The sequence below is a fragment of the Pseudaeromonas sharmana genome (genome assembly GCF_042649925.1).
Lineage (GTDB): Bacteria > Pseudomonadota > Gammaproteobacteria > Enterobacterales > Aeromonadaceae > Pseudaeromonas > Pseudaeromonas sharmana.
In genome coordinates, this window is record NZ_JBHSAF010000001.1 from 452428 (window position 1) to 467565 (window position 15138).

11 protein-coding genes are annotated in these 15138 nt (G+C 55.9%); 8 read left to right on the forward strand and 3 right to left on the reverse strand.

From position 1 onward, the window contains the following. From ACFOSS_RS02145 to ACFOSS_RS02175, 7 genes are all read left to right on the forward strand, one after another. Positions 1-3578 (forward strand): cadherin domain-containing protein (locus ACFOSS_RS02145; protein ID WP_377150367.1); only part of this gene is annotated, 3578 nt, incomplete at its 5' end. A 240-nt stretch (positions 3579-3818) separates the two neighbouring features. Further along, on the forward strand, positions 3819-5963 hold the full coding sequence (locus tag ACFOSS_RS02150; RefSeq protein WP_377150368.1) for a type I secretion system permease/ATPase: 2145 nt from the start codon (positions 3819-3821) through the stop codon (positions 5961-5963). Next, complete coding sequence (locus ACFOSS_RS02155; RefSeq protein ID WP_377150369.1) at positions 5956-7347, forward strand: HlyD family type I secretion periplasmic adaptor subunit; 1392 nt, start codon at positions 5956-5958, stop codon at positions 7345-7347. The genes ACFOSS_RS02150 and ACFOSS_RS02155 overlap by 8 nt, the downstream gene beginning before the upstream one ends. A gap of 24 nt (positions 7348-7371) precedes the next feature. Continuing rightward, positions 7372-8673: a TolC family outer membrane protein gene (locus ACFOSS_RS02160; RefSeq protein WP_377150370.1), complete on the forward strand. Its 1302-nt coding sequence runs from the start codon at positions 7372-7374 to the stop codon at positions 8671-8673. A 93-nt stretch (positions 8674-8766) separates the two neighbouring features. Then, a complete protein-coding gene (locus ACFOSS_RS02165; RefSeq protein WP_377150371.1) occupies positions 8767-9465 on the forward strand; it encodes a transglutaminase-like cysteine peptidase in 699 nt (232 codons plus the stop codon). Positions 9466-9468: 3 nt separating this feature from the next. Next, positions 9469-11394, forward strand: coding sequence for an EAL domain-containing protein (locus ACFOSS_RS02170; protein ID WP_377150372.1), 1926 nt, complete (start codon positions 9469-9471; stop codon positions 11392-11394). Positions 11395-11509: 115 nt separating this feature from the next. Further along, positions 11510-12301, forward strand: a complete 792-nt coding sequence (locus tag ACFOSS_RS02175) for a substrate-binding periplasmic protein (protein ID WP_377150373.1) — start codon at positions 11510-11512, stop codon at positions 12299-12301. Between the two features lie 3 nt (positions 12302-12304). Here the strand turns inward: ACFOSS_RS02175 and ACFOSS_RS02180 are convergent, their stop codons facing one another. Beyond that, a complete protein-coding gene (locus ACFOSS_RS02180) occupies positions 12305-12691 on the reverse strand; it encodes a VOC family protein (protein ID WP_377150374.1) in 387 nt (128 codons plus the stop codon). A 12-nt stretch (positions 12692-12703) separates the two neighbouring features. Next, positions 12704-12862: a hypothetical protein gene (locus ACFOSS_RS02185; RefSeq protein ID WP_377150375.1), complete on the reverse strand. Its 159-nt coding sequence runs from the start codon at positions 12860-12862 to the stop codon at positions 12704-12706. Positions 12863-12965: 103 nt separating this feature from the next. On the opposite strand from ACFOSS_RS02185, the gene sgrR reads away from it, so the two are divergent. Beyond that, the gene (gene sgrR, locus ACFOSS_RS02190; protein ID WP_377150376.1) at positions 12966-14657 is read left to right on the forward strand and encodes an HTH-type transcriptional regulator SgrR; all 1692 of its coding nucleotides are present in this window, start codon (positions 12966-12968) and stop codon (positions 14655-14657) included. Between the two features lie 2 nt (positions 14658-14659). Here sgrR and ACFOSS_RS02195 read toward each other — a convergent pair whose 3' ends face one another. Beyond that, positions 14660-15136 (reverse strand): Dps family protein, encoded by a 477-nt coding sequence (locus tag ACFOSS_RS02195; RefSeq protein WP_377150378.1) that lies wholly within the window; start codon positions 15134-15136, stop codon positions 14660-14662. Positions 15137-15138: the final 2 nt, after the last annotated feature.

Sequence of the window (15138 nt, forward strand, 5' to 3'; positions counted from 1 at the left end):
TGACTCCGGTTAACGACGCCCCGGTGGCGGTGGCGGACAGCATCACCGTCGCCGAAGGCGGCACGGCCACCGTGCTGGTCGGCGGCGCCGGCAGCGTGTTGAGCAACGACAGCGACGCCGAGCAGAACAGCCTGTCGGCGATCCTGGTCACCGGACCGGCGCACGGCAGCCTGACGCTGAATGCGGATGGCACCTTCAGCTACGTGCATGACGGCAGCGAGACCACGGCAGACAGCTTCAGCTACAAGGTCAACGACGGCACGGCGGACGGCAATACCGTGACCGTGAACATCACGGTCAGCCCGGTCAACGACACCCCGGACATTGATAACAGCCTGGTATCTGTGGCTGAGGATATTCCCTCTGGCACTACCTTGGTCAACATCAACGATCGCTTTACCGGTACCGATCTGGATCGTGATGGTCAGCAGATCAATTATCAGATTACCGCGGGTAATGAGGCGGGCTTGTTTACGATCAATAGCTCGACCGGCGTCATTACATTGGCTGCCGGTCAGCATCTGGACTATGAAACAGTGCCTCAGCATGTTCTGACGGTGACAGCCAGCGACGGTAGCCTGAGCGATACCGCGACCGTGACCATCAACGTCGGCAACATAAACGATAACGCGCCGAATGTTCTCGACAGCTCGGTTACCGTTGCCGAGAGCACAGCCGCGGGAACCGTGCTCGTTAACGTCAATGACAGTTATACGCTCAACGACACCGATCGGGATGGCCAGGCAATTCGATACCAGATCACTGGCGGGAACGCAGCCGGGTTGTTTGTGATCGACAGTGCAACGGGAGCCATCTCTCTGGCGACGGGTCAGCACCTGGATTATGAGACGGCCCAGCAGCACCAACTGACCGTGAGTGCCACGGATGGTACGCGGAGTGATACCGCAACCGTGACCATCAATGTGGGTGATAGCAATGACAATGCGCCGACCAGCAGCAATACCATCCTTGATCTGGTTGAAGATCTGGGCAATACCAGCTCAGCGTATGCTCTCGGTCTGGCGAATTTTGGTGTCTTCCAGGATCAGGATGCAGGTAATAGTCTGCAAGCTGTGCGTATCGACGCGCTGCCAGGGAATGGCACCCTCTATCTGGATGGAGTGGCAATCACGACCAGTATGGTCTCGTCCGGTGGCCTGGTTGTCAGCGCGGCGGATATCAGTGCCGGCAAGCTGACATTTGATCCCACCGATCACAGCGATGTCGACAGCGCAGTGACCTTCCATGTCAGCGATGGCACCAACTGGAGCAGTCAAAGCTATACCACCACGATCAATCTTGAAGCCGTGGCGGATAAGCCCACCTTGTCGGTGTCGATCTCTTCTGTCACGACAGGCGGGGGGTTGGCACCGGACGAGACGCAAAAAGGCAATGGCCTGACACTCAACTACTACGATAATGTGGCGGGGCTCAATACCGGCAATGCGTCTTCTACTACCAGAGTGGAGTCGGTTCTGGAGTCTACGACTCCGACCTCGCAAACTGTCGCTACCAACTTGGGGACTCGACTCGATGTCCCTGAAGATGATGCCTACAGTGCCAATGGGCTGATCTATCTGGAGGCAGGGCACACCTATACCTTTACCGGCTATCATGACGACACCCTGAGGCTGGAAATCGGCGGTACCGCCATCATAGCGGTTGGCTACAACCATTGGGGGAACTATACCGCCAGTTATGTGCCGGCGGTCAGTGGTTACTACTCGTTCGAGATGTTTGCCTACAACGGCAATAATGTTGGAGCCATCTCGGTCATGGTATCGGTAGACTCTGGCGCGGCGGTTGATCTGTCGACCAGCAACATCCCGCTCTATACCGATATCAGCCAGGTTGATGCGCTGGGATTGCAACATGCCGGCATGACGTCGGTGGGTGATGGTGGCTATTACGCCTCAACCTATAACCACGGCATGGTCGGTACCACGATTCATCTTGCCTCCATTTCCGCGACCACGGCAGATACCGATGGTTCCGAAACGCTGACACTGGTCGTCAGCGCCCTGCCTGAGGGCAGTGTGCTTTCTGATGGTACTCATACCTTTGTGGCCACCACCGCAGACAGTGCTGTGGATATTACCCAATGGGATGGCTCAGCCTTGTTGTTTACCCCGCCACTGGGCTTTACCGGTACCGTGGATATGGTGGTGACGGCGACTACCACAGAAGCAGCCAATGGTTCCCAGTCTTCAACCCAGAGCACCTTGACGGTAACGGTCGATGCGGACTCCATTCAGACATTGAATGCCAGCTATACCGCCGTCGCGACGTCGGCGATGGGGTTAAGTGGCGAATACTACGGCTATAACGACAGTGCTTCGCCCGGTAACAATTACCAAAAAGAGAGTGGTGACGGCTCGGTTGGCAATCTCGATAGTGTCAGCGATGCCAGCCGTATTATTTTTACCCGGACCGGCATCACGATTGGGGCCAGCAATCCCGTCGCGGCCAGTGATTCCAGTATGGATGCACGCTTCGTTGCGACCAGCCTGAACTATGGCAGTGTCACCAGCGGTAACCTGGGCGCCTCGGCCCAGACGCTGTACTACAAGAACGTCACATCCGGCAATCTGTACAACTTCCTGCATAACAGTGGCAACGGGCACGATGCCTCGTCTTTGTATGCGACCAACAACTATGGCAATACCACGGATGCGATCATTCGAATTCTGGGGTCGGTCTATTTTGGTGAAGGAAGTTACCAGTTCAAGGTGACGGCGGATGACGGCTACAAGGTCTATATCGATGGCGTCGAGGTTGTTACCTATGATGGTAATGTGGCGACGGCCACCACGACAGGGGCGAGTGTCTCCCTGTCCGAAGGTTTGCATCAGGTAGAAATTGTCTACTGGGATCAAGGTGGTGCGGCAAACTTCAGCATGTCTTACAAAGAGACAGCGGATAGCAGTTGGTCTCAATTCAACAGCAGTAACCTGTTGATGTTGCAAGAGGGCTACACCCTGAGTGACTTGCAGGATGTCGTTCAGGACAGCACGGGAACCTGGATGATTCGAACCGGCGAATCGGTCACAGGTACCACGGGGCAGGACTTGATCACGGGTAGCGAGGGTCGGGACATCATCCATGGCGCCGCAGGCAATGACGTGCTGCAAGGCGGCGGTGCGGCAGACCAGCTGTATGGGGACTTGGGCAACGACATTCTGGTGGGGGGAGAAGGCAGTGACACCCTGACAGGTGGCGGTGGTAAGGACATCTTCTCATGGCAGCAGGGTGATCAGGGCAGTGCATTAACGCTGGCCACCGATCACATCACCGATTTTGACAAGAGTGCGGATGTCATCGATATCAGTGACTTACTGGATCATGGTGGTGATAAGAGTGCGGATGTGCTCAAGTCCTACCTCTCGATTGGTGCCGACAATAACAATGTCACGATCGAGATTCACGATCCAGAAGGGACGGGAGCGGCAGGTGCCGTGGTCGAGAAGATTGTGCTCGATAATGTCAGCTTCAGCGATATCACGGGCTCCAGCAGCAGTACCGCGGATCAGGTGTTGAATTACATGCTGAACAACGGCTTGCTGGATATCGATAAATAACGAAGGCGTCACAGATGGCAAAACCCGGCTCGAACGAGTCGGGTTTATTTTTGTTTATCACCCGGCATTACGCTGGCCGCGTTTATCCTGTCATCACGACCTGCCAGTTACGAGTGAACGTGGTAAGGTGGGTTGATCTTTGATTGTCAAATTTATGCTAAGCTATTGTCACAAAAATAAAAATTATATTAAGAATCACTGGATTCTGATTACTGTCTAGCTTGTCCGGATGGAGAAAGAATGGAACGCTCCCGGGAACACACCGATCAACTGCTGGAATGTCTGGTCTTTTTGTCCAAGTTTTACGCGGTGCCGAATAGTCGTGATGCCCTGATTGCAGGTTTGCCACTGGTCGATGGCCGTCTGTCTGTCCCGCTATTTTCACGCGCCGCCGAGCGGGCCGGGTTTGCTTCGCGTATCTATAACTCGGACATTGCATCCATTTCGGCATTATTGTTGCCATGCATCCTGTTATTGAAGGATGGCGGGGCTTGCGTTCTGTTGTCGCATGATGAAGCAAGTGGTCAGTGCCAGATCATCTTGCCCTTGCTGGGTGGTGGGCAACAGGAGCTCTCCCTTGAGAGCCTGAATCAACAGTATGCCGGCAGCTGCATACTACTGAAGAAGCAGTTCAAGTACGATGCCCGCTCTCCGAAGGTGCTGGAAACCCGTCATGGCCACTGGTTCTGGAGCACCTTGCTGGAGTCCAGAGGCATCTACCGTGATGTGTTGATAGCGTCGATCCTGATCAACCTCTTTGCCATCGCCAGCCCGCTCTTCACCATGAATGTCTATGACAAGATAGTGCCTAATCTGGCATTTGATTCGTTATGGGTACTGGCGATCGGGGTATCGATCATCTTCCTGTTCGACTTTTTGATGCGGCAACTGCGCAGCTACTTCATCGATATTGCCGGTAAAAAATCCGACGTCCTGCTGTCGGCAAAGATCTTTGCCAAGGTGATGGGGATTCGAATGGAGGCCAGACCAGCCTCGACGGGAGCGTTTGCCAAACACTTGCAAGAGTTTGAAGCGATTCGCGAATTCTTCACCTCGGCCACGGTGGCGGCCTTGATTGACCTGCCGTTTGCATTCTTTTTCCTGCTGATTATCTGGATCTTCGGCGGCTACATGGTGGTCGTTCCGCTGGTTTGTATTGTCTTGCTATCGGTTTACAGCTTCTACATCCAGGAGCCGCTAAAACGCAGTATCGAAGAGGGCTCACGCCTTGCTTCACAGAAATACGCCAATCTGATTGAAGGTCTCGCCGGGCTGGAAGCGGTCAAGGTATTTGGTGCCGAGGGCAATTTTCAATACAAATGGGAACAGGCGGTTAGCCACATGGCGAACTGGGGAATCGAAACCCGCCGCATCACGAACCGTATCGCGACCTTGGCCAGTTTTTGTCAGCAGATGGCCACGGTGGCACTGGTGGTATTGGGTGTATACCTGATTTCGGAAGGTGAGTTGTCCATGGGCGGCATGATCGCTGCCGTGATGCTCTCGAGCAGGGCCATAGCCCCACTGGTTCAGCTCTCGGTATTGTCTACCCGCTATAACCAGGCCAAGTCAGCGCTGGATATTCTTGGCAAGATCATGGATAGCCCAAGCGAACAAGAAGATGACCGGCAGTACATTCAACACACGGTATTGCAGGGGCAAATCGAATTCGACAACGTGACGTTTCGCTATCCCGATAGCGAACAGGATTCGCTGCGCAACGTCAGCTTGCATATTCGGCCGGGAGAAAAAGTGGCCATTATCGGGCGAGTCGGAGCCGGCAAGACCACGTTGGAAAAGCTGCTGCTCGGTCTGTATCGACCGCAAAGCGGAGCCATCCGTATCGATGGTTACGATTTGGCCCAGTTACACCCCGCGGTCATCAGACGTAACATCGGCTGTGTACCGCAGGACATCACGCTGTTTTTTGGTTCTATTCGCGACAATATCATCGTCGGTAACCCGCTGACCGATGACATGCGGGTCCTGCGAGCCGCGCGGCGTGGCGGGGTGACGCAATTTACCAATCGTGATCCCAATGGCCTGGAGCGACAGGTTGGTGAAGGAGGGCGGTTGCTATCCGGGGGGCAGCGGCAGGCCATCGCCTTGTCGCGGGCTTTGCTCAACGATCCGCCTATCTTGTTGCTCGATGAGCCAACCTCCAACATGGATAACCGTTCCGAAGGGTTGGTGAAAGAGGAACTGGCCCGACTAGGCGCCGATACCACACTGGTTTTGATTACCCACAGAACCACTATGCTGGATGCCGTCGAGCGACTGGTCGTCTTGGACATGGGCATTGTGGTCGCCGATGGCCCCCGGGATCATGTCTTGCAACTGTTGAAAGAGGGCAAGGTGCGGGCGCGGGAGGGGCAAAATGAGTAAAAAAACCGGTTTGCCTCATGCCGAGCAGCTGGAGTTTATTGATGACAGCTCAGCGGCCATTTTGCTCAATACCCCCACTCAGGCTCGGATCTTGCTGTGGTGCTGTTTTGCGTTCTTCGTGGTGGCCATCCTCTGGGCGGGGTGGGCCGAGCTGGACGAGGTGACGTCCGGCCAGGGCAAAGTGATTCCATCCCGACAACTGCAGGTGGTGCAGAACCTGGAAGGCGGTATCGTCAAGCAGGTGTTTGTCAAAGAAGGGCAGATAGTGCTGCAGGGTCAGGAGCTGATGCAGATTGATGACACCCGTTTTCGCTCCGATTTTCGCGAGCGCGAGCAGGAGATCATCAGCCTGAAAGGCGATGTCTCCCGACTCAAAGCCGAGCTGGCAAGCCTGAAGGTGAATAACGATGCCAAGCTCAGTTGGCGAGAGCAGATAGTGGTGGAGTTCGAAACCATCGTCTTCCCGGATAGTTTTGATAACGTATTTCCCGAGGAGGCCAAGCGGCAGAATAACGCTTATACGGTGTCCCTGAATAATCTCAATAATGAACTGTCGATTATGGCGCAGCAGATTGAGCAGAAGGAAAACGAGATATTTGAAATCAACAACCGTATTCGCACTCTGGGGCGCAGCGTGGATTTGGCAAGCCAGGAATTGGCCATGAATCGACCGCTGGCCAAGGAGGGCATAGTGCCGCGGGTTGAATTGATCAAATTGGAACGCCAGGTCAACGAAATGCGTGGCGAATTGGAAAATGCGCGTTTGTTGCTGCCCAAACAAAATGCGTTACTGCGTGAGACCATCCTCAAACGCAATGATGTCGCGTTGAAGTTCCGTGTCGATGCACAAAAGGAACTGGATGAAAAACAAAGCAAACTTTCCCAGCTCTCCGAGGGGCAAGTCGGGCTCAAGGATCGGGTAGAACGCACCAGTGTGCTGTCTCCGGTCAAGGGCACAATCAAGACCATCAAGGTAAATACGGTCGGTGGGGTGGTGCAACCCGGGATGGATTTGATTGAGATCGTTCCCATTGAGGACAATTTATTAATTGAAGCCAGAGTGTTGCCAAAAGATATTGCCTTCCTGCGTCCGGGTTTACCGGCGGTAGTGAAAATTTCGGCCTATGATTTTGCTATCTACGGCGGGCTGAAAGGCACGCTGGAGCATATTAGTGCCGATACGATTCAGGATGAAAAAGGGAATGCGTTTTACCTGGTTCGTGTTCGGACTGATAAGAGCTATCTTGGCGAAGCCAGTAAACCGATGCCGATCATTCCCGGCATGATGGCCAATGTGGACATCATTACTGGCAAGAAGAGTGTGTTGGAGTACCTGTTAAAACCCATTCTTCGGGCCAAGCAAAGTGCGCTGAGAGAGCGCTAGTTCCAACAATCAAGGAGACTGGAAATGAAACACAGACTACTGGTCGTGGCGATCGCCGCGGCGCTGGGCTCGATGAGCTCAATAGCCGCAGCCGATAGCCTGGAACAGAGTGTGGCGAACACCTTGCTGAGTCATCCGCAAATCAAGGAAGCTTACGACCTCTATCAAGCCCGAACCCATCAGGTGGATCAGGCCAGGGCGGGTTATAAGCCCAAGATTGACCTCAGTGCTGGAGTGGGGCCGGAGTGGATTAAATCGGTTGGTGCTGATGACAGAACCGACTTGACCCGCAAGGATGCCAGTGTGTCGCTCACCCAGATGCTGTTCGATGGTTTTGATACCAGCAGCAATGTGGACCGTACCACCTCGGAAGCCAAGGCACAAAAGCTGATGCTGATGTCGACTGCGGAAGATGTCGCTCTGCGTGTGACCGAAGTGTACCTCAACGTGCTCAAGCAGCAGGAAATTTATGAGCTGTCCAAGGAAAACCTGGCAACTCATGAGCAGATCCTGAGCGATATCACCAAGCGTACGACCTCTGGCGTGGGATCCTCTGCGGACCTGACTCAGATTCAGGGCCGTGTGGCTCGTGCCTACTCGAACATGGCGGCAGCCCAGAACAATCTGGATGATGCCAAGGCAGAGTTTATCCGGGTAGTGAACAACGAACCTGCCGATCTGATCGAGCCAACGTCCGACAGCGTGACCCTGCCGGCCTCATTGGATGATGCACTCAAACAGGCGACCGGCAGCAATCCTGTGCTGCTCTCATCGCTGGAGGATATCGAGGCTGCCAAGTATCAACACGAGGGCGCCAAGGCCAATAACTATCCGAAGGTAAATATCGAAGCGGGTCAGAGTTGGTATGACGATGCCGATGGCGCCGAGGGCTCTAAAGATGAAGCCAGCGTCATGCTGCGCGTACGCTACAACCTCTATAACGGGGGAGCAGACAGCGCCAACATGAAGGCTACTTCAGCACTCTATTCCCAGGCCAAGGACATTCATCTGAATGCCTACCGTCAAGTTGAAGAGGGCACCCGTCTGGCGTGGCAAGCGTTGCAGACCCTGCGTAACCAGAAGGACTATCAGCAGCAGCACGTCGAGTACAGCTATGAGACGGTCCGGGCTTACAAACAACAGTTCACCTTGGGGCAACGTACCTTGCTTGACGTGTTGAACACCGAGAACGAATTGTTTGAAGCCAGAACCAGTCTGATCGGTACCCAGTATGATGAGCTGTATGCCCAGTATCGGGTGTTGAATGCGACAGGCTCGTTGCTGGACTCACTCAAGGTGCAAAAGCCGGCTGAATGGGCTCAGTAATCTGCGTTAAACGTGTGTATGTGTGTGGTTATGGCAGGTGGTTGACACCTGCCACCCTCTCTTTTGCCTGCAAGTTGGCTAACGGAGCCCGCCATGGTTCCTGAACGCCGTCGCCTGCTGTCGAGACGCTGGTTCTACCTGTTGTTGTTGCTGCCCGGATTATTGTTTGCCTTGCCGCTGGCCGAGGAAGACCTCAACGCGATACGCAGCGTGACCGATTTTTACGGTCAACGCGCCGGCAAACGTATGCAGGCATGGCGCGAGTTGATCCAGCGCGGCAAACAGCAGCAGTGGGATGAAAAAAGAGCGTTGACCGAGGTGAACCGCTTCTTTAACCAGATGAAGTTTCTCAGTGACGTCGTGCTCTGGGGCAAGAATGACTATTGGGCGTCGCCGATGGAGTTTATCGGTGCCGGCGGTGGTGATTGCGAAGATTACAGTATTGCTAAATATTTCAGCCTGCTCGAGTTGGGGCTGAATGATGAAAAGTTGAGAATGGTTTATGTCAAGTCTTTGACATATCAGCAATTTCACATGGTCGTTGCCTATTATCCTACTCCGGCAGCGATTCCTTTGATTCTCGATAATATCGACGTGGCGATTAAACCGGCGACACAACGCAAGGATTTAGTCCCGGTCTTCAGTTTTAATGGTTCCCACTTGTGGTTGATGAAAGAACGCGGACAAGGTCAGCTGGCAGGCAGCTCTTCGCGGTTGACGTTATGGAATGACCTGAGAAGCCGTTTTAGCAGTGAAAAGTTGAAACGTCCCAAATTGAATCTGGATGATTGAATTATGACTCTATACCGACAACTCCTGGTCACCATGCTGGCACTGTTTGCCACCTTGTTTGTGGCGGCCTATCTGGTGCAGTTCAACTCGACCCGGGCTTATCTCGCCGGTCAGCTTGAGCTATCTGTCACCAGTACAGCCAATTCGTTGGGGCTGGCTTTGACACCGTATCTGGAAACAGGTGATGCGGTGGGGGCCGAGTCGGTCATCAATGCCGCCTTTGACGGTGGTTTCTACCGGCGGCTGCGGCTGGATCTGCTTGCCAGCCAGAGCGTCATCCAGCGTGAAAACAGTGCCGATATTCAGGGCGTGCCGCAGTGGTTCCTGTCGCTGCAGCTGTTCAAGCCGGTGAGTTTCGAATCGATTCTGACCTCGGGCTGGCTGCAACTTGGCAAGCTCAGAGTAGAGGGGCACCCGGGGCAGGCATACTACGAGCTGTGGAACGGCATGAGCCGGCTCTTCATCGCCTTCGTCGTGACGTTCCTGCTGGTCACCGTTCTGTTGATGCGGGCGTTGCAATACCTGTTGCGGCCGCTGGACGAGATCTGTGTACAGGCCACCGAGATAGAACAACACCATTTTGGACATGTCATCCCATTGCCGAGAACCCTTGAGTTGCGCAAGGTTGTCCAGGCGATCAATACCATGGCGACCAAGCTGGCCCAGCAATTCAAGGAGCAAGCCGAAGCCGCGGAGCAACTGCGTGAACGGGCGTTCCGTGATGCCGTCTCCGGATTGGGCAACCGCGCCTATTTTGTCGGCCAGGTGAATGCCTGGCTGGCAGAGTCGGGACAGGGTGGCATCATGCTGGTGGCGGTCGACATGCTGGACGAAGTGTATCGTGAAGAGGGCTACGCGGCGCGTGACAGCATGGTCAAGGCGGTAGCCAACAGTATGCAGGATGTGCTCAAGGTCTATCCCGGACATGCATTGGCGCGGATCTCGGCGACAGAATACGCGGTGTTGTTACCGGCGCTGGAGATCGGTGAACTGGCAGAGGTGGCGGATCAGCTGAACCGTTCCATTGCCGAACTGGTGATCAACCCGATCGAGCGCGACATCGCCATTTCGGTGATCGGCGTGGCCCCCAGAGAGCGGCACGATGATCTCTCCGTAATGCTGACCAAGGCGGACAGCGCATTGCGTCGTGCACGCAGTGAGCGTCTGGGCACCGTGGTGGTGGACAGTCGTGGTCAGCATGATGATATCGGTCGTCTGGGCTGGCGCGACTTGTTGCTGAACGCCCTGCACAGCAAGCAGTTGGTCTTCAAGGTTCAGCCGGCTATCCTGCTGGCCAACCAGCAACCCCATCATGCCGAGCTGTTTACCAGCATTCATCGCGATGGCGAGGATTTCTTTGCCGGCCAGTTCATGCCGGCGGTGGAACAATTCAAGCTGGGGTCCGAATTTGACCGTTATGTGCTTGAGCAAATTGGTGATGAGCTGAGCCGGCACAAGGGGCTGCGTCTGGCCGTGAACCTGACGCAACATGCCATCTCATCTGCAGCATTCCACGAATGGCTGGATGCGTTCCTCGTCGCCCATGGGTCGCTGGCGGGCCGCCTGTTCCTCGAGTTGCCAGAATCGGCCATAGTGCATGCCCGCGACCACGTTGAGACGCTGCTGCAGATTATCCGGCGGCACAAGTTTGAATGGGGCGTGGATCAGTATGGACGTAACTTCCAGTCACTCGATTATCTCGAATCGCTGCATCCTGCCTATGTGAAGATCGATCACGGCTACACCGGCATGGTGTTGAAGGAGGAGGGCGATCAGGCGTTTCTCTCCGCCGTGTGTCGCGCTGCGCACAATGCCGGCATCGTCACCATCGCCACCCGGGTCGAGAGTCAGGAGCAGGTCAATGCCTTGTCCCGCCTGTTCGTCGATGGCTATCAGGGATTCATCTCGCCGCCTTATCCTCTGGGCTAAGCCAACAGGGAGCCTGGGCTCCCTGTTTTTTTGCCGATAACAGAGGTCGTGGCCACAGCCTCAGTCTCAGCCACTACACTCTAGAGGACGTGATGCATATCCAGTGAGGTACCGGATGCGAGGAACTCTGCGCCAGCTGTTTATCGCTTGGCTCATCCTGTGGTGGTCGGGAGCCGGTGCCGCCGTCACCGCGGTTCCTGTCCGCCTTGGATATGCCAATCAGCCCTTCGAGCCTTATCAGCGTGGCTATGGTGAGCAGCAGGAGGTGCCGCCGGGACTGGCCGTCGATCTGATTGTCGATACGGCACGGGAGCTGGGTATCCGGTTGAAGATCGACAGAATGCCTCTTCGCCGTCTGGTTCAGGAGACGCGTTATGGCGGGCTGCAGGGGGCCTTCAGCTTCTCCTATTCACCAGAGCGACTTGGCTACCTGGCCTATCCCATGACCCATGATGGCGAAATCGATGGCAACAAGGCGCTGTTTGCGGTGGATTATTACTTTTTTACCCGCCCGGGTTTTGATACTCACCTGTTGGCGTTGGGTCCTCAGGCGCTGGCGCACTACCGCGTAGGGGTATTGAAGGACTCTGCGGCCGCGCAATATCTGGATGCGCTGCATATCCACTATGACGCAGCGCGAACGGCCGAGTTAAACCTGGAAAAGTTGCGTCGCGGTCGGTTGGATATGGTCCTGGGGCCGGAGGAGCCGACGCTGCGCCAGATCCGTGAATTGGGATGGTCACGCGAGATCCGCCGATCCAGCCGGCCGCTGTTTCACTGGAACTACTTTTTAGTCTTCAAGCGGGAGTTCTATCAGCAGAACTGGCCGCTGTGCGAAGCCTGGTGGCGCCAGATTCAACAGCGACGAGACAGCGTGATACAGGAGCGGATGCCCCTGTATCGCTGAGGCTCAGGCACACAGTTCGATGCGGTTGAGCTCCGGGTCCAGAATACAGCTCTCATAGTAGCCGTCCCCGGTGACTCGGGGGCCGCTGACACAGGTATAGCCATCTTGCTGCAGTTTGCGGGTCAGGTTATCCACCGCTTCCCGGCTACCGAGCGACAGCGCGATATGACCGAGTCCGAGAAACTGACGCTCGGCGTCATTGTGTCCGGTGCTGACCTGGTCCCACTGCATCAATTCGATGCGGCAACCCGAGCTGAAGCGCAAAAAATAGGACTGAAAACCGCGTGCGTTGGTGTATTTGTGGTTGGACTGCAACTGGAAATAGTGCTGATAAAAGGTGCGCATTTTCTCCAGATCCTGACACCAGATAGCGACATGCTCGATAACCATATGGACTCCTTGTTAGAAATGGCGCCGATAGAGCGCATCGGGTAACTGCAGTGCATGCCACTGCATCAGTTGCTCAAGTCGAGCCAGATTCTCCCGTGCCAACCCGCTGCCATTAAGACCCAGCCACAGGTGGAAAAAGTGCAGTTGTTGCTGACGGTTTGCTCTTTTCATCATGTACTCCCGCTGGATGATGTGCTTGCTTTTCGAAAGCGATCATCGCTGTAATATGGGGAGAGAAAAATTGCTGACTTAATGCAATTGGAGTTCCTCTTTTATGTCGGGTCGCCTGGAACACTATTATCAGAAATTGCTGGAGCAGTATGGGCTGGAGCCTGCCGCAACCACGCTGCAGCAGCTGGCAGATCTGCTGTTCTGCTCGCGGCGCCATGTCCGCTCCCTGCTGCGCAGCATGGAGCAGGCGGGCTGGATCCACTGGCTGGCCGAATCGGGAAGAGGGCGGCAATCCCAGTTGCAATGCCGCCTCGCCCTGGATGCGTTTCGTCGCCACCAAGCGCGTCATCTGCTTGCCGAAGGCAAGTTGCAGCAGGCTGTGGCTACGGTGGGCGCCTCGGCAGAGGAGGTGTCGCGCTTTATTTTGTCCGAGTGCGGCCGTGTCACCGAGGGCGAGCGTCAGCTGTTGCGGGTTCCCTATTACCGCCCGTTACCAAACTTGCTGCCGGGATTGCCGCTGCGACGTTCCGAAGCCCACCTGGTTCGACAAATCTTCAATGGCCTGACGCGGGTAAATGAGGAAAATGGGGAAGTAGAGGCGGATCTGGCGCACCACTGGCAGGCGCTCACGCCGTTGTGCTGGCACTTCTTCTTGCGCCCGGCGGTACGTTTCCACGATGGCCGCCGCTTGCAGGCAGACGACGTTGTCGCTTCGTTGCAAGCCGCCAGCCATTTACCGCTATTTGCACATTTACAGCAGATCCGGGCCCTTTCCCCCCGTCAGATCGAAATTAACCTGAGTTGCGAGGATGGCCATCTGCCCTGGCTGTTGGCGCAGTGCGAGGCCATGATTCAGCCGGCCAGTCATCTGCGGCAGGGCCTGGTGTCCGGGCGTCTGCCGTTGGGGACGGGCCCCTACCTGGTCGCGGAGAACAGCAGCGAACGGCTGCGCCTGCTGGCATTTGATGACTACTTCGGCCTGCGTGCCTTGCTGGACGAGGTTGATATCTGGATGTGGCCGGCCCTGGCACAGCAACTGGAGCTGGGAAATCGGCAGGTCTGCGGTCTGGAGGTCAGCAGCGGCCAGGAGGAGGGCTTCGACAACCAGGAGATGGCGCTGGAGCAGGGGGGATATTTCCTGCTTTACGATCCGCGCAGCCAGCAATTGGCCAGTCCCCAGAGCCGGCGCTGGGTGCAGCAACAGTTGGCGCCGTGGCAACTGATGGCGGCGGTGCCTGCGGCATTTCGCCGTTACTGGGCGCCAGCCTACAGCCTGCTGCCACAATGGCTGCATGCGGCGCCCGATCCGGAACCCTCGACCCTGTCGGCTCCCGGCATCCAAAAATTGACACTGGTTTACTATGAACAGCAGCCGGAATATGCCTTGCTGGCTGAGCAGATGGCAGCACGCTTGCGGCAATCCGGTATCGAACTGGAGTGCCAGGAGCTGGATTATGCCAGTTGGTGGCGTGGTGATGGGCAGGCAGATTTATGGCTGGGTTCGGTCAACTTCCAGGCGCCCGCCGAAACCGGCCTGGCCGCCTGGTTGCTGGGTACCCCTTTGTTGCGGTCGGTGATCAGTGGCGGGGATGCGGCCACACTCGCGTCCTGGCAGCGACAGTGGCAACAGGGCACCTTGGCCCCGGTGACGTTGATGCAGGAGGTGATGACGCTGGGCTGGTTACAGCCACTGTTTCACCATTGGTTGCGGTTGCAAGGAACAGCCCAGGCGCGAGGCATGCGCCTCAACAACCTGGGCTGGTTTGATTTCAAATCGGTCTGGTTAAAGCCGTGAGCTTATTCGAGCAGGCTGCGCAGCATCCAGGCTGTCTTCTCGTGCAGCTGGATACGCTGGGTCAGCAGATCGGCGGTGGCCTCATCCTGCGCCTTGTCTACCAGTTCGAACAGTGAACGGGCAGTACGCACCACCGCCTCCTGGCCGCTGACCAGCTGGGTGATCATCTCGGTGGCCTTGGGTACTCCGTCGCTCTCGGCAATCGAGGTCAGGGCGCTGAACTCCTTGTAGGTGCCGGGGGCGAAGAAGCCGAGGGCGCGTATCCGTTCCGCGATCAGATCCACCGCCAGTGCCAGCTCGTTGTACTGGGTTTCGAACATCAGGTGCAGCGTCTGGAACATGGGCCCGGTGACGTTCCAGTGAAAGTAGTGCGTCTTCAGGTACAGGGTATAGGTGTCAGCCAGCAAACGGGAGAGGCCGTCGGCAATGGCGTGACGATCCGTTTCACTGATACCAATATTGATGCTTTGTGTGCTCATAT

What these genes read in the sequence shown, in the direction of transcription:
- ACFOSS_RS02180 (WP_377150374.1), bottom strand. Translation starts at nt 12,691, where the DNA reads ATGGTTATCGAGCATGTCGCTATCTGGTGTCAGGATCTGGAGAAAATG.
- ACFOSS_RS02165 (WP_377150371.1), top strand. Translation starts at nt 8,767, where the DNA reads ATGGTTCCTGAACGCCGTCGCCTGCTGTCGAGACGCTGGTTCTACCTG.
- sgrR (WP_377150376.1), top strand. Translation starts at nt 12,966, where the DNA reads ATGTCGGGTCGCCTGGAACACTATTATCAGAAATTGCTGGAGCAGTAT.
- ACFOSS_RS02150 (WP_377150368.1), top strand. Translation starts at nt 3,819, where the DNA reads ATGGAACGCTCCCGGGAACACACCGATCAACTGCTGGAATGTCTGGTC.
- ACFOSS_RS02155 (WP_377150369.1), top strand. Translation starts at nt 5,956, where the DNA reads ATGAGTAAAAAAACCGGTTTGCCTCATGCCGAGCAGCTGGAGTTTATT.
- ACFOSS_RS02195 (WP_377150378.1), bottom strand. Translation starts at nt 15,136, where the DNA reads ATGAGCACACAAAGCATCAATATTGGTATCAGTGAAACGGATCGTCAC.
- ACFOSS_RS02175 (WP_377150373.1), top strand. Translation starts at nt 11,510, where the DNA reads ATGCGAGGAACTCTGCGCCAGCTGTTTATCGCTTGGCTCATCCTGTGG.
- ACFOSS_RS02160 (WP_377150370.1), top strand. Translation starts at nt 7,372, where the DNA reads ATGAAACACAGACTACTGGTCGTGGCGATCGCCGCGGCGCTGGGCTCG.
- ACFOSS_RS02185 (WP_377150375.1), bottom strand. Translation starts at nt 12,862, where the DNA reads ATGAAAAGAGCAAACCGTCAGCAACAACTGCACTTTTTCCACCTGTGG.
- ACFOSS_RS02170 (WP_377150372.1), top strand. Translation starts at nt 9,469, where the DNA reads ATGACTCTATACCGACAACTCCTGGTCACCATGCTGGCACTGTTTGCC.